Raw genomic sequence first — 20579 nt, forward strand, 5'->3', positions numbered from 1 at the left:
GGCAGCAGTCAGACGTCGGCGTGCTCTTGCTGCGCGTCGTGAAGCCAGGCCCGCTTGAGGCCACTAACGGAAACCATCATGAAACGCTCACTCCTTCTCGCAACCGTCACTGTGACCGTCCTGGCGACTGTCGCCACCGGATGCACCGCGACACCGCTCGGCAACCCGGACTCAGCTCCCCGCATCGACCACATCCACGGCATCGCTGAAGATCCCCGGGGCGATGATCTGCTGGTGGCCACGCACAACGGAATCTTCACTCTCACACCCGATGGGGATATCTCCGGCCCGATCGGCGGTCACGCCTTCGACGCCATGGGATTCACGGTCTCGGGAGACGCGCTGTTCGCCTCCGGGCATCCCGGCGAAAAGACCCCGGCCGAACTCGGATCGCCCAACCTCGGCATCATCCGCAGCGACGACTACGGGAACACGTGGTCGCCTATTGCTCTCAACGGAACCACCGACTTCCACATCCTCACCGCGGCCCCGGACGGCACCCTCTACGGCGTCCCCTCTAGCCAAGTGAACCTGCTCACCAGCACAGACGAGGGCAACAACTGGACGGAGCGTGCGTCCCTCGGCGCCGCTGATCTCGCGGTCACCGAATCCGGTTTATACGCTGCAGCCGAAGAAGGCGTTCTCTTCAGCAGCGACGGCGGTAACACATTCACTCCAGTCGACGGAACACCTGTGCTCTACGCGCTGGAGGCTCGCACTGACGGCACTCTTCTCGGCGCAGGCACCGATGGCGTCCTGTGGACAGAGGATGAAAATGGAACCTGGCATCAGCTCGAATCGCTCCAAAGCGCCGTTCAAGCCCTCACTGTCATCGACGACCGCGTCATCCTCGTCGATGACCGGGGCATCGTTGAAGTCTCACCGGACAGCACCACTGTGCTGAGTCCCGCCCAATAACGCGGCCCGTGCCCAAGGATTCCTCGTGAAAGCGCCCAAGAACCCCTTTCGGAACCTCGTGTTGTTCGTCATCGTGGCGACGATCGCCGTTGTCCTCCTCGCCGCTGCTAGTTTTCTCGCGATTGGAGCGATCTTCTGATGACCCCCACCGGCTCCAGATCACCCTTCGACCCGCTACACCATCTGACGGCCGTGCACTCGTCCTCACCCGGCGCGCCTTCGCCTCGCAGTCCCGCGGAGCGGACGCATCGAAGGCTCGTGCGTCTTGGATATATGCTCTTGATCTGCGGTCCAGCCCTCGCGCTCGCGCATCTGATCAATGATGCCCAATCGACCGACGTCGCTTGGTGGACGTACACGATCGCCAGCTTTGACATCGCCGTAATCATGGTCATTGCCGCCCTGGCTCTGATCCTTCGAACTCCACCCAGTCACGCTGCAGAAACGGAATAATCGTCACCGCACAGCAATCGCTGCGACGATGATCTGCCGCTGAACTACCATGCCCTCCCGGGGTATTCAACGGGGTCCTCGGGAGCGAGGTGCGGTCGTAGTTTGAAGACTCCACAATGACGAGAGGAGCCACTATGACTGTCGCGGCGGAAATGCTCCGCACCTACCCGAAGGACCTTGGTCAGGCTGACCGGAAGGTGCTGGTGGAGTGTATCGAGGCGTGCGTTGAGTGCGCGCAATCATGCACCGCATGCGCCGACGCGTGCCTGAGCGAGGAAATGGTTGCCGAGCTGACGAAGTGCATCCGCACGAACCTGGACTGCGCCGACCTCTGCGAAACCACCGGACGCATCCTGTCCAGGCACACCGGGTACGACGCCAACCTCACCCGCGCGACCCTCGAAGCGTGCCGCACGGCATGCGCGAGCTGCGCCGACGAGTGCGAGAAGCACACGATGCACGAACACTGCACGGTGTGTGCTGCGGCCTGCCGGCGATGCGAAGACGCCTGCGTCGCGCTCCTCGCAACGCTCTGAATAGCCACCTCGACGGCGTCCTGCAGTTCTTCGCTACCCGCATCAATCCAGTGATGCCCGTTGACCGAGCCGAAGCAGACTAGCGAGCGCTCTTGCGCCACACGTCGTCATCAATCGCGCTACCGCGCAACGAGCTGAGACGAACAGGTGAGGCATATGTCGAAGGACACGCACGAAACAAGTGGACGACAAGCGGGGACGAAAAAGCACGGATCGCTGACGATGTACTTGCGATTCGCGGCGATGATTCTCACCGGCATGGTCGTGATGTATTGGACGATGTTCGCTGGAGTGTGGGAATGGGGGCACATACGCTTCAGCGAAAGCCGCGTCTTCATGGCGCTCACTATGGGCGGCGCCATGGGGCTGGTCATGCTGGCCTGGATGCTCAACATGTACAAGCACAGGAAAGCGAACATTGCGGTCATCATCGTCAGCGTTCTCCTCCTCGGAGGAGGCATCGCCCTCGACCGCAGCCAGATCACCGTCGACGACACCGCGTACATGCGCGCAATGATTCCGCATCACTCGCTCGCGATCACCCGATCCGAGCGAGCACAGCTGCAGGATGTCCGCGTCTGCGAACTTGCGGTTGAAATCAGTGAAGCGCAGCGCCGGGAGATCCTCGAAATGGACTGGCTCATCGCCGACATCGAAAGCAACGGACTCGCGCTGACGGCCGAGGACGCGCAAGACCGACCCGTTCCAGACTTCGAACGGGCAGCCGACCGCCAGTGCTCGGACGACGGATGACGATTGGTAGCGATAATCGGCCGATCATGGCTTGTGCTCCGAGAGCCTGCCGGAAACGATCGTTTACGGCGCGGTCGCGGCGCGGGCGCCTGGGGGGCCACCGCTAACGTTTACCGCAACCCCGATACGGCAGGCGTTTCCGGCGTGTCTCATCTCCCGCTGCCCGAAGTGTCGCGCAACAAGTTGACGGCTCTACTGGTGACCGGGCGTAATCAAGACCGGCGTATTCGGAGGAACCTGCGCGGCTGTTTCACGAGCTCAGCGAGCGGGATGCCTGTTCGAGTGTGTCGGTGACGACTCGGTAGTACGCCCAGCGCCCTCGCTGTTCGCGGGTTGCCAGGCCGGCATCGACGAGCAGCTTCATGTGATGCGAGACGGTGGGTTGGGACAGTCCCACGGGGTCGGTGAGGTCGCAGATGCAGGCCTCGCCGCCGTCGGATGCCGCGATGAGCGAGAGTAGCCGCACGCGCGTCGGGTCACCCAACGCTTTGAACGTGTGGGCGATCCGCTCAGCTTCATCGGCCGTGAGCACCCCGCCGGTAACCGGCGAGCAGCAGACCGCCACATCGGTCGGCAGGAGAGTGAGAGGGGAGGGCATGATCGAATCCTCTCACGTCGTATTGACATTTGTCGATGCATCGACAAGTCTCGATGCATCGAGGTTTGTCGATACGTATTGGAGAAGGCTGATGGAGAGCACGTTGCCCGTCGTTGTTATCGGTGCTGGTCCGCAGGGGCTGGCCGCGGCTGCGCATCTGGTGGAGCGCGATGTCCCGGTCGTGGTGTTGGAAGCAGGCGACGGCCCTGCCGCGGCTGTGCGCGAGTGGGGGCACGTGCGGTTGTTCTCTGAGTGGCCGGAACTGGTTGATGCGGCCGGGGCTCGCATTCTCGAGCCCACTGGCTGGACCGCCCCCACGACGGGATATCCCACAGGGGAGCAGTGGATTAGCGGGTATCTCGCACCCCTCGCCGCCGAGTTGGGCGAGCGCATCCGCTTCGGTTCGCGAGTCGTCGGAGTGTCTCGCCTTGGGCGTGACCGACTTGTCGACGCGGGTCGTGGAGAGCAGCCGTTCACCGTGCACGTGCAGCCCGTGGAAGGCGACGAGTATCGGTTGCAGGCTCGGGCGGTCATCGATGCGTCGGGCACGTGGGCTACTCCGAACCCCGCTGGTGCTGACGGCCTGCCCGCACTCGGAGAACAGGCCTCCGCGGATCTGCTGTCGTACCGCATTCCCGACTTCCGCGATCGTGAGCAGTTCGGTGGCAAGCACACCGTGGTCATCGGGTCCGGCCACTCAGCGGTCACCGCCGTTTTGGCGCTGGGGCAGATGGCGCGCCGCGACCCGAACACGACAGTGACCTGGGCGCTGCGGCGTGCTGCCGCGGGCAACGCTTTCGGAGGCGGCGAGGCCGACGAGCTGCCCGCTCGCGGCGCGCTCGGCATCAGGGCTGAGGAGTTCGTCGACGCCGGCCTGGTTTCTCTCGTCACGGGGTTCCGCGTGGAGCGTGTCACCCGCGACGGTGAGCGGCCGGTGCTGGTCGCCGAAGACGGCCGCACCCTCACCGCCGATCGGGTGGTGGTCTTGACCGGTTTCCGCCCGGATCTATCGTTCCTGTCGGAGCTGCGTCTGGAGCTGGACGCGACGTTGCAAGCTCCGGTGCGTATCGCCGCGGAAGTGGATCCCAACGTGCACTCGTGTGGCTCCGTCGCCGCCACGGGCGCGGTCGACCTGGCTCAGCCAGAACCGGACTTCTACTTGGTCGGCGCCAAATCGTATGGCCGAGCACCCACCTTCCTCGCTCTGACCGGGTATGAGCAGGTCCGCAGTGTCGTCGCTGAGCTGGCCGGCGATCACGAGGCCGCGCGCCGAGTCGAGCTTGTGCTGCCGGACACGGGAGTGTGCGGTGGGGCGGGACTGTTTGACGCATCCGGGGCATCGCTGGGCGGTTCGTGCTGCGCGCCGCCCGCTCAGGTCCTCCAGATCGGCCGCATGCCGGCATCCGTCTGACGAGAGGGAGTCGACGATGGACCCGCATTTCGCTTTCGAGGTCTACAAGCGGAGGGAAATCGGACTAACGCGGCGGCTGGAGTTTCAGCGTGTGGCGCGGGAGAGAATCGACGCAATACACGGGACTCCGCGGGAAGGCTGGCGCTCCCGCGTGCAGCGATGGTGGAAGGTGTCGTTGTTCGGCCGCGTGGCTCGCCCATCGCCCGTCGCATGCTGCGCCACCGCGGTCGCCTGCTGAGCAGCCGCGCCGGGGCCGGGTTCGTACGGCGCTTCTCAGGTGAGAATCGCCGTACGAATCTTCTCGGCCACCGCTTCGCGCAGCGGGCGAACAGCGTCAGCGTCCCACGATTCCGGGTTGGGGAACGACCACTCCAGAAGTTCCCCGCGAGGCGTCGACGGCAGGGTGAGCCCGGGCTTCATCAGGACCACGACGTCGGCGGCGTCCAGGTCGTCGACGGTGACGGCGCGCGGCACGCGATCGGTGATGTTCATTCCGAGTTCTGCGACAGTGGCGGCCACGGCCGGATTCACTTCATCGGCGGGGGAGAGGCCCGCCGACGTCGCGGTGAAACGGTCGCCGGCCAGGTGCTCCAGGAGCGCTGCGCCGAGCTGCGAGCGGCCGGCGTTGTGCTGGCAGATGAAAAGGACGGTTGGGGGAGCGTCAGTCACAGGTTCTCTTCCGGGTTGGGTCAGCTGGCGGCGAGACGGGGAGCGAGTTCCGCGATGCGGCGCTCCAGCTCGTCGTATGCGGTATCGAAGGCGTCATCGGTGCCGATCCGCACGGGGTCGGGGATCGACCAGTGCAGGTGCCCCGTGACGCCGAGTTCTTCGTGAGCGTTATCGCACACCGTCACCACGAAATCCGAATCGGTCAGTACCGAAGTTAGGGCGCGCGGTGACTCCGTTGGCAGCGCGAGGGCGTGGCGCTCGGCTGTGGCAACCGCGCCCGGATCTATCCGCTCGGCTGGGTGCGTTCCTCCCGATGATGCCGGGATGCTGCTGCGGGTAGACCACAATGCCGCAGCAAGCTGCGACCGGGCGGAGTTCGCCGTACAGACGAATACGATGCGATCTGCGCGCTCCACTCGGCCGGGGGTGAGCCCGCGAAGTGCGGTTTCGGCTAGGCGAACGTAGCTGCGCCGTTTGTCAGCCTCCGAGCGGGAACGCGAGACCATCCCCACGGACTCCAGCACATTCAAATGGTGTGTGACGAGGTTGGAGGGAAGGCCCAACGTCACCCCGATTTCGGTGGGGGAGAGGTCGCCCAGCGTGAGACGGTCGACGATCCGCAAGCGAGATGGGTCACCCAGCGCGGCGTGCTTCGCCGCCCGAGCCTCCACCTGATAAGTTCGTTCAGTGTTCATTGTTTCAATCTTGACTGAACTACCCCTCTCGGGTCAAGATAAGCCGACATGAACATTGCTACCCGCTCCCCGTCCGAGCCCGCGCGACCTCACATGCTGCGCCGAGCTGCTGCCGAGTTCCTTGGAACCGGCCTGCTCGTCACGATCGTTGTGGGTTCCGGCATCGCTGCGCAGCGCCTCTCACCGGATGACGTCGGCCTCCAACTGCTGGAGAACAGCCTGACCACCGCGCTCGGTCTGACAGTCCTGATCCTCACGCTGGGCCCCGTATCTGGCGCGCACTTCAACCCCGTGGTGTCGATTGCGGATTGGCTGCTCGGACGCCGCGCCCGGACGGGACTCCCGCTGCGCGACCTCGCCCCGTACGTGCTCGCGCAAGTTCTCGGCGGGATCGCCGGAACGTTCTTGGCGGGAGTGATGTTCGACGCCACCCCCGCGCTCTCATCGAACGACCGCGCGACCGGTGGACACCTGGTCGGGGAGGTGGTCGCCACGGCGGGACTGGTGCTGTTGATCTTCGCGCTCGCGCGCACGGGCAAGGGATCGACCACGGCGGCCGCAGTCGGTGCGTACATCGGCGCGGCGTACTGGTTCACAAGCTCTACCTCGTTCGCGAATCCCGCGGTGACGATCGCCCGCACGTTCACCGACACCTTTGCCGGCATCGCACCCGCCTCTGTCGCGCCGTTCATCACTGCACAGCTCGTCGGAGCCGCGGTCGGCCTCGCTGTGCTGCTCGCCCTCTACCCGACTGCCTCCCGCACGGCCGGCGACGTCGTGGTCCCTCAGCAACTCGAAAACCAGCCCTGAAAGGCATCCTCATGCATCTTGTAGCGATCGGCGGAAGCGACGCCGGAATCTCCACCGCCCTCCGCGCCCGCGAACTCGACCCGTCCGTCGACGTCACCGTCGTCGTGGCCGACGCCTACCCGAACTTCTCGATCTGCGGCATCCCGTACTACTTCTCCCGCGAAGTGCAGCCCTGGCAGTCCCTCGCCCACCGCACCCACGCGGACCTCGAAGCCACCGGCATGAACCTCCGACTGGACACCCTCGCCACGGGCATCGACGTCTACGGCCGACGACTCACGGTCCGCGACGCGAACGGCAGCGAATCAACGATCGCCTACGACGAACTCATGGTCGGCACCGGAGCATCCCCGTCAACCGCCGGCATCGCAGGTCTTGACCAGCTCGGCCCCGACGACGGCGTGCACCTGTTGCACTCAATGGGCGACACGTTCGCGCTCGAGAAGTACCTCGACGAACATCAGCCCGAGACGGCAATCATCGTCGGAGCTGGCTACGTCGGCCTCGAAATGGCCGAAGCGCTCACTGTGCGGGGCCTTCAGGTCACCCAGCTGCAGCGCGGCCCCGAAGTCCTCTCCACCCTCGATCCCGAACTCGGCTCCCTCGTCCACGACGAACTCACCCGACACGGCGTCGACGTCCTCACCGGCACGCGCGTCGAGGCCGTCACTCGTGAAGCCGGACGAATTGCCGTGGTCGGAAACCGCGAAGGTGAAGCGTTCTCCCGCACCGCTGATGTGGTGCTCGTCGTCGTCGGCGTGCGACCCAACACCAGCCTTCTCGCCGCAGCCGGCGCAACCATGGGAGCGGGCGGCGCTGTCGTCGTCGACGAGCGGATGCGTACCGGCCTGCCGAACGTGTGGGCGGCCGGCGACGGGGTGGTCACCCATCACCGCCTGCTCGGCGTCACATACCTTCCTCTCGGCACCACGGCGCATAAGCAGGGACGCGTCGCGGGGGAGAACGCGATCGGTGGGGATACACGGTTCGCCGGGAGCCTCGGCACTCAGGTCGTGAAGGTCTTCGACGTCGTGGCCGCACGCACGGGGCTTCGTGACCACGAAGCGACAGCCGCCGGTTTTGCCCCGCACAGTCACACCGCGATCGCGGACGACCACAAGCAGTACTACCCGGGCGCCACGCCCATCAGTATCCGCATCACCGGAGACACCAACGACGGCCGTCTGCTCGGCGCGCAGCTCGTCGGCACCCGCGGCGCGGTAATCTCTAAGCGCGTCGACACCTACGCCACAGCTCTGCACCACGGCATGACCGTCGCAACGATGAGTGACCTCGACCTCTCCTACACGCCCCCGCTCGGCTCCCCCTGGGACGCTGTGCAGGTCGCAACCCAGGCGTGGGAGCGGGAAACGCGGCGGTCGGCATCGGCGCTGCGTCAGCCTGCTGCCTAGGATCGCTCTGGAGGGGGGCACTCCGGTCCACCGAACGACGCTAGAAGCCCCCCAGTCCTCTTTCGAGCTTTGGCGATTGGTCACCGGTGACTGTATAGTTCAGCGTGTGCTGACTATTGCTTCCCGTATCGATGTAATGAACCGGCTTGGCCGGGCGATGGCTGATCCGACGCGCTCACGGATCCTGATGACCCTGCTCGAAGGGCCCAGTTATCCGGCCGTCCTCTCGCGCGATCTGGTACTCACCCGTTCGAACGTGTCGAATCACCTGACGTGCCTGCGCGATTGCGGAATCGTCGTCGCTGAGCCAGAGGGCCGCCAGACTCGTTACGAGATCGCCGACCCGCATCTCGCCGCAGCGCTCGTCGCGCTCGTAGACGTGACGCTGGCTGTGGATGAGCACGCGCCGTGCGTGGACACTGCATGCACGGTGGCTGGTTGCTGTGCGACAGGGGCGAACGCGTGAGCGCGGCATGTGGCTGCGAGCACGAGCCTGCCAGCATGGCGGAGGAGGAGATCGAAGAGGCCGAGCGACCCTGGTGGAGAGACCGCGGAATTATGGTGCCGGTTCTCTCCGGAGTCGCATTCCTGGCCGGCCTGATCTTGGAGTGGTCCGGCCAGGAGATCCCGGCGCTAGTGCTGTTCTGGGTCGGCCTGCTGCTGGGTGCCTCGACGTTTACGCCGGGCGCGGTTCGAAAGCTGTTCAAGGGCAAGCTCGGCATCGGTCTACTGATGACGATCAGCGCCATCGGTGCAGTCATCCTCGGCTACGTGGAGGAGGCCGCAGCTCTCGCGTTCTTGTACTCGATCGCTGAGGCGCTCGAGGACAAGGCGATGGACCGCGCCCGCGGCGGGCTCCGCGCACTGCTCAAGCTCGTGCCGGAGACGGCAACCGTGCTGCAGGGCGGCACCACCGTGCAGGTGCAGGCAAGAGAGCTGACGGTCGGCCAAATCATGGTGGTCCGCGCGGGCGAGCGGATCGCCACCGATGGGGTCGTGCGTTCTGGTCGCTCCAGCCTGGACACCTCAGCGATCACCGGGGAATCGATCCCGGTCGAGGTGGAGCCCGGCGATGCAGTGTCGGCCGGTGCGATCAACAGCGCCGGCGCACTGGAGATCGAGACGACGGCTGCTGGCACCGACAACTCGCTCACGACGATCGTGGAGCTGGTAGAGAGAGCACAGACCGAGAAGGGCGAGCGTGCTCGTCTCGCGGACAGGATCGCCCGCCCGCTCGTTCCCGGTGTTCTGATCCTCGCGGCACTCGTCGCGATCATCGGGTCGCTGCTGGGCGATCCGGAGGTGTGGATCACTCGCGCGCTCGTCGTGCTAGTCGCCGCTTCTCCGTGTGCACTCGCGATCTCGGTGCCGCTGACGGTCGTCGCGGCGATCGGTGCGGCGAGCAGGTTCGGCGTGATCATCAAGTCCGGCGCCGTTTTCGAGCGCTTCGGCACCGTCCGACACGTTGCCCTCGACAAGACCGGCACCCTCACCCGCAACGAACCGGCGGTCACCGCCGTGCTCACGGCGAACGGCGTGACCGAGACCCAGGCACTGGCCTGGGCGGCCGCGTTGGAGCAGCACAGCACCCATCCTCTCGCCTCAGCGATCACTGCCGCGGCGCCGGGGACTCCAGCAGCTGCAGATGTGACTGAGCAGGCCGGGCACGGCATCGATGGCACCGTCGACGGATCGCGAATCACCGTCGGCAGTCCCCGCTGGTTGGACGCCGGCGACCTCGCGGAGCGGGTCGCGGAGTTGGAAGAGCAGGGCATGACGGTCGTGATCGTGCATCGTGACGGGACGCCGGTCGCCGCGATCGGCGTCCGTGACGAACTGCGCCCAGAAGTCCCCGAGGTGGTCGGAACGCTCACCGGTCAGGGCGTCGGCGTGACGATGCTCACCGGTGACAACGCCCGGACTGCTCGCGCGCTTGCTGCGCAGGCCGGGATCAGTGACGTGCGAGCCGAGCTGCGTCCCGAGGACAAGGCGGCCGCGATCGCAGAACTGTCGAAGGCAGGGCCGGTCGCGATGATCGGTGACGGAATCAACGATGCCCCGGCCCTCGCCGGCGCGGACGTCGGCATCGCGATGGGAGCGACCGGCTCTGACGCAGCGATCGAATCCGCCGACGTGGCCTTCACCGGCCATGATCTGCGTCTCATCCCGCGCGCGTTCGACCACGCCCGCCGAGGTCGACGGATCATCAACCAGAACATCATCCTGTCGCTGCTGATCATCACCGCACTGCTCCCGCTCGCGCTCTTCGGCGTGCTGGGGCTCGCAGCCGTCGTCCTGGTCCACGAGGTCGCCGAGGTCATCGTTATCCTCAACGGCCTGCGCGCCGCCCGCACTCCGCGAGTGAAGAGCTGATGCTCGCGACCATCGGATCAGCGATCGGCCTGTTCGCTGCGACCAACATCGACGACATTGTCGTTCTCACCGTGCTGTTCCTCGCCTCCAGCCGAGGAAAGCCGCGACCGTGGCAGATCGTCGCAGGCCAGTACCTCGGGTTCATCACCCTCGTCGTGATCAGCGTGATCGCCGCGCTCGGCCTCACCATCGTCCCGGACGAATGGGTGGGCTTCCTCGGGCTGATCCCGCTCGGCATCGGCATCTGGACGCTCGTGCGCGGCTTGCGTCGCAACGGCGATGACGATGACGATGACGATGCCAAGATCACCGCGGTCGGACTCTGGGGCGTCGCCGGGATCACGATCGCCAACGGGGCCGACAACATCTCCCTCTACACGCCGATCTTCCGCACCAGCGCCCCCGGCGACGTCGCGATCATGATTGTCGTGTTCCTGATCCTCGTCGCGGTCTGGTGTGCGGCCGGTCGGCTGATCGGTACCAACAAGGCTGTCACCGAGGGGCTGGAGCGTGTCGAGCACTGGCTCGTACCGGCCGTGTTCATCGGTCTGGGCTTGTTCATTCTGATCGAATCTGGGGTCATTGTCCGTCTGATCGAGGTGCTCGCATGACCTCCTCCCAGAATGAGGCTCACCCGCCCGCTGTCCGCAAGCTGTCGTCGACGCGGCGGTGGCAGCTCACTGGTGGAGCGCTCTTGATCGCCGTGGTTGTCGTGCTGATTGATCAGGGAACCAAGGTGTGGGCCGAAGCGACCCTCACCGAGCGTGAGCGCATCCCGCTGATCGGTGACCTGCTGGGTTTCCAGCTCGCCTATAACCCGGGAGCGGCGTTCTCGTTCGGCGAAGGCTTCACCTGGGTGTTCGCGCTGCTCGCTGTTGCCGCCACGGTCACAGCGATCGTGTTCGCGTTCCGAGTGCGACGGCTGGGGTGGGCCATCGTCGTCGGTGCGCTCGGTGGAGCTGCCGCCTCACACGCAGGCGACCGCCTTTTCCGCGATCCCGGGTTCGCCCGGGGTCACGTCGTGGATTTCCTCGCCTACGGGAACTGGTTCATCGGGAACGTCGCTGACATCGTGATCTTCGCCGCAGCGATCACCGGAGCACTTTTCATGATCCGTGCAGGCGATGAGAGCACCGAGTGAGATCGCTTGTCCGGTGGTGGGACACCCATCAACTCGCCCTCTACATCGGCGCAATCGCCGTGGGGGCCGCCATCGGGCTGATAACGCCGCAGGCCGCTCCGAGCCTCGAGCACTCGATCGAACCCGCGCTGATGCTGCTGTTGTTCGCCACATTCCTCGGCGTCCCGCTCATCGAGGTGAAACGCGCGTTCCGTGACATCAGGTTTCTCGGCGCGGTGCTGGTGGCGAACTTCGTCATCGTGCCGATGCTCGCCTGGGGCCTATCGCGCTTCGTGGTCGACGATCGCGGGCTGCTGCTCGGGGTGCTGCTCGTCCTGCTGACCCCGTGCATCGATTACGTCATCGTGTTCGCAGGCCTCGCAGGCGGCGCTAGCGCACGACTGCTCGCAGCCGCACCGCTGCTGATGTTGCTCCAGATCCTGCTTCTACCGGTGTTCCTGTTCCTCTTCGCAGGCGGCGCAGTGCTCGATGTGGTCGACATGGGCCCGTTCATCCGGGCATTCCTGTTGCTGATCGTGGTCCCCCTCTCCGCCGCAGCGGTTGTGCAGGCTGTTGCGCGTCGTCACCGGGGAGGCCGGTTCATAGAGAAGATCATGGCGGGCGCGATGGTGCCGCTGATGATGGTGACGCTCGCTGTGGTGATCGGTTCCCAGATCGCTGCCGTTGGATCGCAGATCACCGCGCTCCTGCGAGTCGTACCGCTCTACATCGCATTCGTCGTCCTCGCCGTCGCGATCGGGAAGCTCGCCAGCCAGGTCGCACGAATAGACGTCTCCGCCACCCGCGCGGTGATGTTCTCCGCCGCCACTCGCAACTCGCTCGTCGTCCTACCGCTCGCTCTCGCTCTCCCTGCCTCGATGAGCATTGCCCCGCTCGCGGTGGTCACCCAGACCCTTGTCGAGCTGGTCGCGATGATCATCCTCGTCCGCCTGGCTCCCCTCCTCGCGCGCGAACCACGGCCCAGCCTCGCCTAGCCGCAGCACTGGACAATAGATCAGAGCGGTCGTCCCACCGAAAACGATCGTTTCTGGCTCGATCGAGCTGATCGCGTTCACGCTCTTGCCGATATCGTGCTCCGCAACCTGCTTTCGGCGGATGGTTTCGGCGTAGGTGAAGCCTTGACCAAGCCATGCCGGTCCAGGAGGAGAACGCGCCACTCGGTGTAGTCGCGCCGGGCATAGCATTCGGTCATGGCACCTGGAGACTCAGATAGAGAGCGCGATCGGCTGCGCGCCCGTCTGGCGGAGCTTGAAGGCCAGCACGCGGAACTGTGGCTGTCTGGTCTCAGCGTCGGCGGAGGGCTAGCGCTCGATGATCGGAGGTGGGCGCTGGAGGAAGAGATGCGCACCATTCGATCCCGACTATCCGCGCTCTAGTTCAACGATCACCGCTTGGGTACGATGCAGCGGTGAGGACCTCCGTCGACGAAGAGTCCCTGGGGGATCCGTCGTGGGCAATCCCGACCCTGGGGTGGTTCGGCATGCAGTTCGTTCTCACGCTGCTCGCCTACGTCGTCACCTTCGGTTCCACGCTGAGTATCGCGAGCTGCACCGCCACGTCGTGCGACTACTCTGCCTTCTCCGCAGCGATCAACACTCTGTACATCGGAGCGATCGTCCTGCTCGTCGCGAGCGGAGTGGGGATGTTTCTTCTCCGAGCCCGCGGTCGGGCAATGCTCGCGCCGCCGATAGTGGGCAGCATTCTGCTAATGGTTCTTCTTGCTGGCACGTACGCGGCTGGTCGCGCGGCCCTCACCCTGCCCCTCTTCGGAAACCGACTCGCAGGGTGCTGCTCTTAACGACGCCCGTTGACCCCAGATGTTCACTTTATGAGGTGAGAGGTGAAGTCAGACCGTGTCTAGAAGGGCGCGAACGGTCGCGCTCGGGTAGATGCGTGATGTCAGATCAGCTGTTGTGGCTGACGCCTAGCTCTACTTCTGCGAGTTCACCCCTCAGTTTCTGAAGGGCGTCGGGAGTGAACCGCTTGACCTGCATGGCGAGGATTGCGTCCGCGACTTCCGGACGGACGGTGAATGCTCGCGCGATTTCGTGAGCAACCGTCTCGTCCGTGCTGCGCGCGCAGATTTGGAGTAGCTCGCTGGACCGTTCGACAGCGGTCACATACCCCGCCAGGATGTCCCGGCGCATAAGAAGACTGCTGTCGTGCTGGTGCTCCATGCCGTCACTCTAACCCGCACACCGAAAACGATCGTTTTCGGCAGACGATCGCAGGACAGCGAGGAACGACGCTTGGACGGCCGAGCCGTCAACGAAAGCGACTCGCGACTTCCGCCTCTTGCCGAAGCCGATCGAGTGCGTCGCGGTACTCGGAGTCCTCAGTCACATCGTCCTGCGAGAGAACTTCCCACGTGCTCTGCTCATACTTCGTTTCGAGAAGCTCGATGATGTCGTCGTACAGCGCCGTGAACGTCTCAGGGGGTGCAAACACCGTGACGGATAACTCCGCGAGTGTGAACCCGTCCAGCGCCGTCACGATACCCGCTCGGCACTCGCGGTGATCTTGTCCAAGGGTGCTCGCCGTTGCTCCCGAAGATTCCGCTTGCTACGGGAGAGCGGATAGCGGGCGTCAAGGCGGGGTTCGAGGAAAAGCCGGCCGAGGGCGATGAAGATCAGTAGTCCGCCCGCCCAATACGCGAGGAAAAGCACAAGCCCTGATGCACCCATCGTGAAGCTCAAAACGGTCAGAACTATTCCGATGCCGACATAGAGCCACCTCCACGCCGCGACCGTGCGGTCGCGCGCACTCTGCTGTTCGGTAGTGCGCGAATCAAACGCTTCCACACGAGTGCCGAAGCCCTCGTCGTCGATGCTGGTGAAGAGCTCACTCACCGAAACGCGCAGGGCATCGGCAACGAGAGACAAAGTCTCGAGGCTCGCTTCATTGCCCGCTTCTAAGCGCTGAATTGTCCGCAACCCGACGCCGCTCTCGGTGGCGAGCCGCTCCTGAGTCCAACCGGCGGTCTGCCGAAGGTCCGCGATTCGTGTTGTGTTCATGGAACTCATACTCGCCGTTCGCTCCCGCCTTCACCACGTCACGGGCCCGCCAGCAAGCCGCCAAGCTCCCGCCACGCGGCCGCCACCGCGATCGATTCGCGATTCGCGGTTCAACTGGCTCGGTCTCTTCCGCCAGAAGCCTCTGCCGAAACCCACTTACGGCCACCGTTTGTGGAGGGCGCTCCGGCGAACCTTCGCTGGCCGCGCCGCAAACGATCGTTTCCGGCAGGGTCGACGACCTCCTTGGGCAACGGCACGACACGCCGCAAAACGACCCGCCGAAACCCCCTGCCGAAACCGGATCGGCCGAAACCCGCCGCGCAGCGTTTTCGGCAGCAGACGGGAAGGCCAAGATCCCGCACGGCTGCCGCAGCGTCACCGCGGCTCAGAGCAGCTCTCAACCGATGACGCGATTGGTGGTCGTCGAGCGCCCGCGAAACTCCGCGACCACGTCATCCGTCTCATCGCGCACGGTCACGTCGTACAGCCCGGTTCGTCCGCTGACCGTGCGCCGCACGGCGGTGGCCCGCAGCGTCTGACCGGACGTCGTCGACTTCAGGAAAGTGATCTCGGCGCCGGCGGCGACGGTCACCGGCTCGTCTTCGTTGCAGGCGATCGCGAAAGCCGTGTCGGCGAGCGAGAAGACCAGCCCGCCGTGCGTGATCGCGAACCCGTTGAGCATGTCGTCGCGCACGAGCATCGACACCACGGCACGACCCGGCTCGTCGACCTCGACCACCATGCCGAGCATCGCCGACGCCGCGTCGCGGCGCATCATCTCCCTCACGCCGTCACGACCTCGGCGGCGTGCTCCTTCCGCACTAGGGTCAGCACGTCGTAGGTCGCGACGATCTCGTCGCGCTGATTGCGGATCACCGCATCCCAGCGCACCTCGCCGTACTGGTCCGTCTCGCGCGGCGTGATCTGCTTCGCCGTCAGCTCGACCCGGATGCTGTCACCCGGCGACACCGGAGTGACGAAGCGCAGATTCTCGAGGCCGTAGTTCGCCAACACCGGACCCGGCTCGGGATCGACGAACAATCCCGCCGCCCACGACACGAGCAGATAGCCGTGTGCCACGCGCCCGGGGAAGAACGGGTTGGCCGCCGCAGACTCCTCGTCCATGTGCGCGTAGAACGTGTCACCGGTGAAATGCGCGAACGTCTCGATGTCGTCGAGCGTCACCTCTCGGGCATCCGACGCGATCTGGTCGCCGATCCGCAGCTCGGCGAGTGACTTGCGGAACGGATGCCGATCACCGGCGCTCGTCGCCGCGCCCGCGTGCCACACGCCCGTCAGCGCCGTGAGCATCTCGGGCGACCCCTGCACCGCTGTGCGCTGCATGTGGTGCAGCACGGCGCGGATGCCGCCGAGCTCCTCACCGCCGCCGGCGCGACCGGGACCTCCGTGCACGAGCCCCGGCAGGGGAGAGCCGTGCCCGGTCGACGACCGGGCGTCGTCGCGGTCGAGCAGCAGCATCCGGCCGTTGAACGGGGCTATGCGCGTCGCGAGCTCGACCGCCTGAGCCGGGTCGTGCGTGGCGATGCTCGTCACCAGCGACCCGCCGCCGCGGGCGACGAGATCGGCGGCTTCGGCAGTCGTGGAGTACGTGAGCAGAGACGACACCGGACCGAACGCCTCGACGTCGTGCACCGCCTCGGCGCTCGCGTCGTCGAAGCGCAGCAGCAGCGGCGCCACGAAGGCGCCGTCCGGCGCCGGGCCCGTCGACCCGTCGGCGTGCCGCACAGAGGGAGTGTCGGTCGAGCCGATGACGACCCGGCCGCCGGCATCGTGCAGCTTCTGCACCTGGCGCAGCACCTCGTCGCGCTGCGCTGCCGACGCGAGCGGACCCATCGTCACGCCTTCGGCGCGCGGGTCGCCGAGCACCGTCTTCTCCGCGATCCGCGCCCGTACGGCCTCGATCACATCGTCCGCTGCCGCCGCCGGGACGATCGCACGGCGGATCGCCGTGCACTTCTGGCCCGCCTTGCTGGTCATCTCCACGACGAGCTGGCGCACGTACGCGTCGAACTCGGGGGTGCCGGTTACCGCATCCGTGCCGAGCACCGAGGCGTTGATCGAGTCGGTCTCGGCGGTGAAGCGCACCCCGCCGGTCTGCACGGCGGCGTGCTGCCGCAGCTTCTCGGCGGTCGACGCGCTGCCGGTGAAACCGACCAGATCGCCGAGCCGCAGGTGATCGAACAGGTCGGGCACGCTGCCGCTGATCAGCTGCAGCGACCCCTCGGGCAGCAGCCGCGACTCGACGAGGATGCGCACCATCGCCTCGGCGAGATACCCGGTCGGCGTCGCAGGCTTCACCACCGTCGGCATACCGGCGAGGAACGCCGGGGCGAGCTTCTCGAGCGACCCCCACACGGGAAAGTTGAACGCGTTGATCTGCACCGCGACGCCGGGCAGCGTCGTGTAGACGTGGCGGCCGAGGAAGCTGCCGTCTTTCGAGAGCGGCTCCACCGGGCCGTCGACGTGCACGCGGCTGTTGGGCAGCTCGCGCCGGCCCTTGCCCGAATACGAGAACAACACGCCGATGCCGCCGTCGATGTCGACCCACGAGTCGGCCATCGTCGCCCCTGTGCGCGCCGAGAGCGCGTACAGCTCGTCTTTGCGTTCGGTCAGCGCCAGGGCGAACTGCTTGAGCAGCAGCGCCCGCTGGTGGAAGGTCAGCTCGGCCAGGCTCGCGTGGCCGGTGGTGCGGGCGTATTCGAGGGCGCCCGCGAGATCGAGACCCTCGGTCGAGACCCGGGTGATGATCTCGCCGGTCGACGCGTCGCGCACGTCGACAGGCATCGCGGGGGCACCCGGCGTCCACCACTCGCCCCTGATGTAGCTCGGCAGAAAATCGGTCATCTCTCCTCGTTCCACACGTAGAACCCCTCGCCGCTCTTGCGGCCCAGCTTTCCGGCATCCACCATCTGCCGCAGCAGTCGCGGCGGCTCGAACCGCGGCCCGAGCTCTCGGGCCAGCTCCTCGGCGATGCCGAGGCGCACGTCGAGGCCGACGACATCGGTGGTGCGCAGCGGACCCATCGGATGCCGATACCCCAGCTCCATGGCCGCGTCGATGTCAACGGCGTCGCCGACGCCCTCCTCGAGCATCCGGATCGCCTCCAGCCCCAGCAGCACACCGAGCCGACTCGACGCGAAACCGGGGGAGTCGCGGATCACCACCGGCGTCTTGCGCAGCGTCGCGACCCACTCGCGCGCGGCGTCGACGACGACACGATCGGTGCGCGACCCGACGACGATCTCGACGAGCTGCGACGCCGGCACGGGATTGAAGAAGTGCAGCCCGAGGAACCGCTCGGGCCGGGTGAGGGATGCCGCGAGCTCGTCGATCGAGATCGACGACGTGTTCGTGGCGAGCACCCCCTCGGGCGCGACGATCTGCTCGATGCGCGCGAGCGCCTCGGCTTTCAGCGTGCGATCCTCGGGTACGGCCTCGATCACGAGGCCAGCGCTCAGGAACGTGGCGGGGTCGGTGTGCACGGCGAATGATTCCATCAGCGGTCGTGGCTCGATGAGGTCGCCGCGGCGCACGGAGTTCTCGATGCTGGCCAGCACGCGGGTGCGCGCGGCCTCGGCGGACTGCTCGTCGCGCTCGACGAGCCGCACTCGCGCCCCGGCGAGCAGGAACGCGTGCGCGATGCCGGCGCCCATGCGCCCGCCGCCGAGCACGCCGACGGTTCCGGGAACGCTCATCGGCTCTCCTTCTCTGGACGCTGTGACCGGCGCTCGAGGAACGCGGTCATGCGCCGGCGCTTCTCGTCGCTGTCGAACAGCTCGGCCTGCAGCTCGAGCTCGATCGCCGGATGCCGGTCGACGGGCGCGAGCAGGGCGCGCTTGGTGAGCTCGGTCGCCCGCGCGCCGTTCGCGCAGATGCGGTCGGCGACGGCATGCGCCGCGCCCAGCAGCTCGTCGGGCTCGTGCAGCGACGACAGCAGCCCCCACGCGAGAGCCTCGTCGGCGTCGATGATCCGGCCGGTGAGCAGCAGCTCGCTCGCGCGGGCGTGTCCGACGATCTCGGGCAGCCGCCAGGTGGCTCCGGCAGCGGCGATGATGCCGAGCCCCGTCTCGGGATTGCCGATGCGCACGCGCGGCGTGCCGATGCGGATGTCGGCGGCGTAGGCGAGCTCGGCGCCGCCGCCCAGCGCATAGCCGTCGACGGCGGCGATGACCGGCATCGGCAGCTCGCGGATGCGCCGGAAGACGGTCGAGTTGATGCCGCGCCGCGCGTCGTCGGCGGTGCGGTCGCGCAGCTGACCGATGTCTGCCCCCGCTGCGAAGACGCCGTCGGCGCCGGTGAGAATGAGCACCCTGGGTGTCGTCTCGAGCTCGGCGCACACGGCGTGCAGCTCGTCGACCATCGTCTGGTCGATCGCGTTGCGCACGGCCGGGCGATCGAGCGTCACGACCGTCCGATCGCCACTCGTCTCGACCCGCAGCGCGTCAGCCATCGACGCGCTCCACGATCATCGCGGTGCCCTGACCGACGCCGACGCACATCGTCGCGAGCCCGTACCGCGCGCCCTCGCGCTCCAGGCGGCCGAGCAGCGTGACTAGCAGACGCGAGCCGCTGGAGCCGAGCGGATGCCCGAGGGCGATCGCCCCGCCGTCGGCGTTGATGATCTCTGGGTCGAGGCCGAGGCGGCGGATGCACGCCAGCGACTGCGACGCGAACGCCTCGTTCAGCTCGACCGCGCCGAGATCCGCGACGGTGAGGCCGGCCCTCTGAAGCGCCTTCTCGGTCGCGGGCACGGGCCCGAGGCCCATGATCTCGGGCGCGAGAGCGGCCGTCGCCGAGGCGACGACGCGCGCCCGAGGGCGCAGGCCGTGCCGGGCGATGGCATCCGCGCCCGCCACGACGATGGCGGAGGCGCCGTCGTTGAGCGAGCTGGCGTTGCCGGCGGTGACCACCTCGCCGCCGGCGACGACCGGCCGCAGCGCGCCCAGCGCCTCGAGCGAGGTGTCGCGGCGCGGGCCCTCGTCGGTGTCGACGATGCCGCGGCCGGTGTCGACCGGTACGATCTCGGGCGCCAGGCGGCCGGCGTCGATGGCCGCGAGGGCTCGCTCGTGGCTGCGCAGGGCGAACGCATCGGCATCCGCCCGGCTGATCCCGTCGGCGCGCGCGACCTCCTCCGCCGTCTCGGGCATCGAGTACGTCGCCTTGTCGCGGGCCCGCAGCCGCGGGTTTGCGAACCGCCACCCGATCGACGTGTCGTACGCCTCGCCCGGCTTGCCCCACGCGCGCTCGGGCTTGGCCTGCACCCACGGGGCGCGGGTCATCGACTCGACACCGCCCGCGACCATCAGTCCGGCGTCCCCCGCGCGGATCGCCTGCGACGCCAGCGCGATCGCCGTCATCCCCGACGCGCACAGGCGATTGACCGTGAGGCCCGGAACGCTGTCGGGCAGACCTGCCAGCAGCACCGCCATCCGGGCGACGTTGCGGTTGTCCTCACCGGCCTGATTCGCCGCCCCCAGGATGACCTCGTCGATGGCATCCGCAGGCACCCCGGCCCGGGAGACGGCCTCTGCGACGACGAGCGCGGCGAGGTCGTCGGGGCGGATGCCGGAGAGGGCGCCGCCGTACCGGCCCACCGGGGTGCGCACGCCGCCGACGAGATAGGCCTCGGACATCGTCATCCTCTCCGTCGCGGCGGTCGGATCCATTACAGACCGATCGTTCAGGAATACGATTCCAGATCGCGTGACCGTTGGCAACCGCCACGCCACCGAGCCGTTTCTGCGGCGCTTCGGGATCGACCTTGACAACGGCAGG

General features: G+C 66.8%; 23 protein-coding genes. 12 read left to right on the plus strand and 11 right to left on the minus strand.

The window, feature by feature from the left end:
• Positions 1-111: 111 nt before the first annotated feature.
• From ACWGSM_RS08745 to ACWGSM_RS08755, 3 genes are all read left to right on the plus strand, one after another.
• Complete coding sequence (locus ACWGSM_RS08745; RefSeq protein ID WP_452322528.1) at positions 112-918, plus strand: F510_1955 family glycosylhydrolase; 807 nt, start codon at positions 112-114, stop codon at positions 916-918.
• Between the two features lie 587 nt (positions 919-1505).
• Positions 1506-1907 (plus strand): four-helix bundle copper-binding protein, encoded by a 402-nt coding sequence (locus ACWGSM_RS08750; protein ID WP_452322529.1) that lies wholly within the window; start codon positions 1506-1508, stop codon positions 1905-1907.
• 156 nt (positions 1908-2063) lie between these two features.
• Entirely contained in the window at positions 2064-2660 is a 597-nt protein-coding gene (locus ACWGSM_RS08755) for a DUF305 domain-containing protein (RefSeq protein WP_337338537.1), read from the plus strand.
• 250 nt (positions 2661-2910) lie between these two features.
• Here ACWGSM_RS08755 and ACWGSM_RS08760 read toward each other — a convergent pair whose 3' ends face one another.
• On the minus strand, positions 2911-3258 hold the full coding sequence (locus tag ACWGSM_RS08760; RefSeq protein ID WP_452322530.1) for an ArsR/SmtB family transcription factor: 348 nt from the start codon (positions 3256-3258) through the stop codon (positions 2911-2913).
• Positions 3259-3349: 91 nt separating this feature from the next.
• On the opposite strand from ACWGSM_RS08760, the gene ACWGSM_RS08765 reads away from it, so the two are divergent.
• A complete protein-coding gene (locus ACWGSM_RS08765; protein ID WP_452322608.1) occupies positions 3350-4669 on the plus strand; it encodes an FAD-dependent oxidoreductase in 1320 nt (439 codons plus the stop codon).
• 273 nt (positions 4670-4942) lie between these two features.
• On the opposite strand, the gene ACWGSM_RS08770 is transcribed toward ACWGSM_RS08765, so the two are convergent.
• Together ACWGSM_RS08770 and ACWGSM_RS08775 are read right to left on the minus strand one after the other, a co-directional pair.
• The gene (locus tag ACWGSM_RS08770) at positions 4943-5338 is read right to left on the minus strand and encodes an arsenate-mycothiol transferase ArsC (protein ID WP_452322531.1); all 396 of its coding nucleotides are present in this window, start codon (positions 5336-5338) and stop codon (positions 4943-4945) included.
• Between the two features lie 20 nt (positions 5339-5358).
• Complete coding sequence (locus tag ACWGSM_RS08775) at positions 5359-6033, minus strand: arsenate reductase/protein-tyrosine-phosphatase family protein (RefSeq protein ID WP_452322532.1); 675 nt, start codon at positions 6031-6033, stop codon at positions 5359-5361.
• A gap of 48 nt (positions 6034-6081) precedes the next feature.
• Between ACWGSM_RS08775 and ACWGSM_RS08780 the strand changes: the two genes are divergently transcribed.
• The 8 genes from ACWGSM_RS08780 to ACWGSM_RS08815 all read left to right on the plus strand — a co-directional run bounded on the left by ACWGSM_RS08780 (position 6082) and on the right by ACWGSM_RS08815 (position 13567).
• Positions 6082-6843, plus strand: coding sequence for an MIP/aquaporin family protein (locus ACWGSM_RS08780; protein WP_452322533.1), 762 nt, complete (start codon positions 6082-6084; stop codon positions 6841-6843).
• Between the two features lie 11 nt (positions 6844-6854).
• On the plus strand, positions 6855-8255 hold the full coding sequence (locus ACWGSM_RS08785; protein WP_452322534.1) for an FAD-dependent oxidoreductase: 1401 nt from the start codon (positions 6855-6857) through the stop codon (positions 8253-8255).
• A gap of 106 nt (positions 8256-8361) precedes the next feature.
• The gene (gene cmtR, locus ACWGSM_RS08790; RefSeq protein ID WP_428907926.1) at positions 8362-8721 is read left to right on the plus strand and encodes a Cd(II)/Pb(II)-sensing metalloregulatory transcriptional regulator CmtR; all 360 of its coding nucleotides are present in this window, start codon (positions 8362-8364) and stop codon (positions 8719-8721) included.
• Positions 8679-10628 carry a heavy metal translocating P-type ATPase gene (locus ACWGSM_RS08795; RefSeq protein WP_452322535.1) on the plus strand — a complete coding sequence of 650 codons (1950 nt, stop codon included), beginning with the start codon at positions 8679-8681 and terminating at the stop codon, positions 10626-10628. The genes cmtR and ACWGSM_RS08795 overlap by 43 nt, the downstream gene beginning before the upstream one ends.
• The gene (locus tag ACWGSM_RS08800) at positions 10628-11239 is read left to right on the plus strand and encodes a cadmium resistance transporter (protein WP_452322536.1); all 612 of its coding nucleotides are present in this window, start codon (positions 10628-10630) and stop codon (positions 11237-11239) included. The genes ACWGSM_RS08795 and ACWGSM_RS08800 overlap by 1 nt, the downstream gene beginning before the upstream one ends.
• Entirely contained in the window at positions 11236-11769 is a 534-nt protein-coding gene (locus ACWGSM_RS08805; RefSeq protein ID WP_452322537.1) for a signal peptidase II, read from the plus strand. The genes ACWGSM_RS08800 and ACWGSM_RS08805 overlap by 4 nt, the downstream gene beginning before the upstream one ends.
• Before the next feature lie 53 nt (positions 11770-11822).
• Complete coding sequence (locus ACWGSM_RS08810) at positions 11823-12743, plus strand: arsenic resistance protein (protein WP_452322609.1); 921 nt, start codon at positions 11823-11825, stop codon at positions 12741-12743.
• Between the two features lie 434 nt (positions 12744-13177).
• Positions 13178-13567 (plus strand): hypothetical protein, encoded by a 390-nt coding sequence (locus tag ACWGSM_RS08815; RefSeq protein WP_452322538.1) that lies wholly within the window; start codon positions 13178-13180, stop codon positions 13565-13567.
• 106 nt (positions 13568-13673) lie between these two features.
• Here ACWGSM_RS08815 and ACWGSM_RS08820 read toward each other — a convergent pair whose 3' ends face one another.
• The 8 genes from ACWGSM_RS08820 to ACWGSM_RS08855 all read right to left on the minus strand — a co-directional run bounded on the left by ACWGSM_RS08820 (position 13674) and on the right by ACWGSM_RS08855 (position 20437).
• Complete coding sequence (locus ACWGSM_RS08820) at positions 13674-13946, minus strand: hypothetical protein (protein ID WP_452322539.1); 273 nt, start codon at positions 13944-13946, stop codon at positions 13674-13676.
• An 88-nt stretch (positions 13947-14034) separates the two neighbouring features.
• Complete coding sequence (locus ACWGSM_RS08825) at positions 14035-14262, minus strand: hypothetical protein (protein ID WP_282846356.1); 228 nt, start codon at positions 14260-14262, stop codon at positions 14035-14037.
• Complete coding sequence (locus ACWGSM_RS08830) at positions 14259-14783, minus strand: helix-turn-helix domain-containing protein (protein ID WP_282846354.1); 525 nt, start codon at positions 14781-14783, stop codon at positions 14259-14261. Before ACWGSM_RS08830 ends, ACWGSM_RS08825 begins: the two co-directional genes overlap by 4 nt.
• A 397-nt stretch (positions 14784-15180) precedes the next feature.
• Positions 15181-15561, minus strand: coding sequence for a hydroxyphenylacetyl-CoA thioesterase PaaI (gene paaI / locus ACWGSM_RS08835; RefSeq protein ID WP_452322540.1), 381 nt, complete (start codon positions 15559-15561; stop codon positions 15181-15183).
• A gap of 5 nt (positions 15562-15566) precedes the next feature.
• Positions 15567-17648, minus strand: a complete 2082-nt coding sequence (gene paaZ / locus ACWGSM_RS08840) for a phenylacetic acid degradation bifunctional protein PaaZ (protein ID WP_452322541.1) — start codon at positions 17646-17648, stop codon at positions 15567-15569.
• Positions 17645-18499 (minus strand): 3-hydroxyacyl-CoA dehydrogenase family protein, encoded by an 855-nt coding sequence (locus ACWGSM_RS08845; RefSeq protein ID WP_452322542.1) that lies wholly within the window; start codon positions 18497-18499, stop codon positions 17645-17647. Before ACWGSM_RS08845 ends, paaZ begins: the two co-directional genes overlap by 4 nt.
• Positions 18496-19254, minus strand: coding sequence for an enoyl-CoA hydratase/isomerase family protein (locus tag ACWGSM_RS08850; protein WP_452322543.1), 759 nt, complete (start codon positions 19252-19254; stop codon positions 18496-18498). The genes ACWGSM_RS08845 and ACWGSM_RS08850 overlap by 4 nt, the downstream gene beginning before the upstream one ends.
• A complete protein-coding gene (locus ACWGSM_RS08855; RefSeq protein ID WP_452322544.1) occupies positions 19247-20437 on the minus strand; it encodes a thiolase family protein in 1191 nt (396 codons plus the stop codon). The genes ACWGSM_RS08850 and ACWGSM_RS08855 overlap by 8 nt, the downstream gene beginning before the upstream one ends.
• Positions 20438-20579: the final 142 nt, after the last annotated feature.

It is taken from the genome of Microbacterium sp. NPDC055521 (assembly GCF_053619695.1).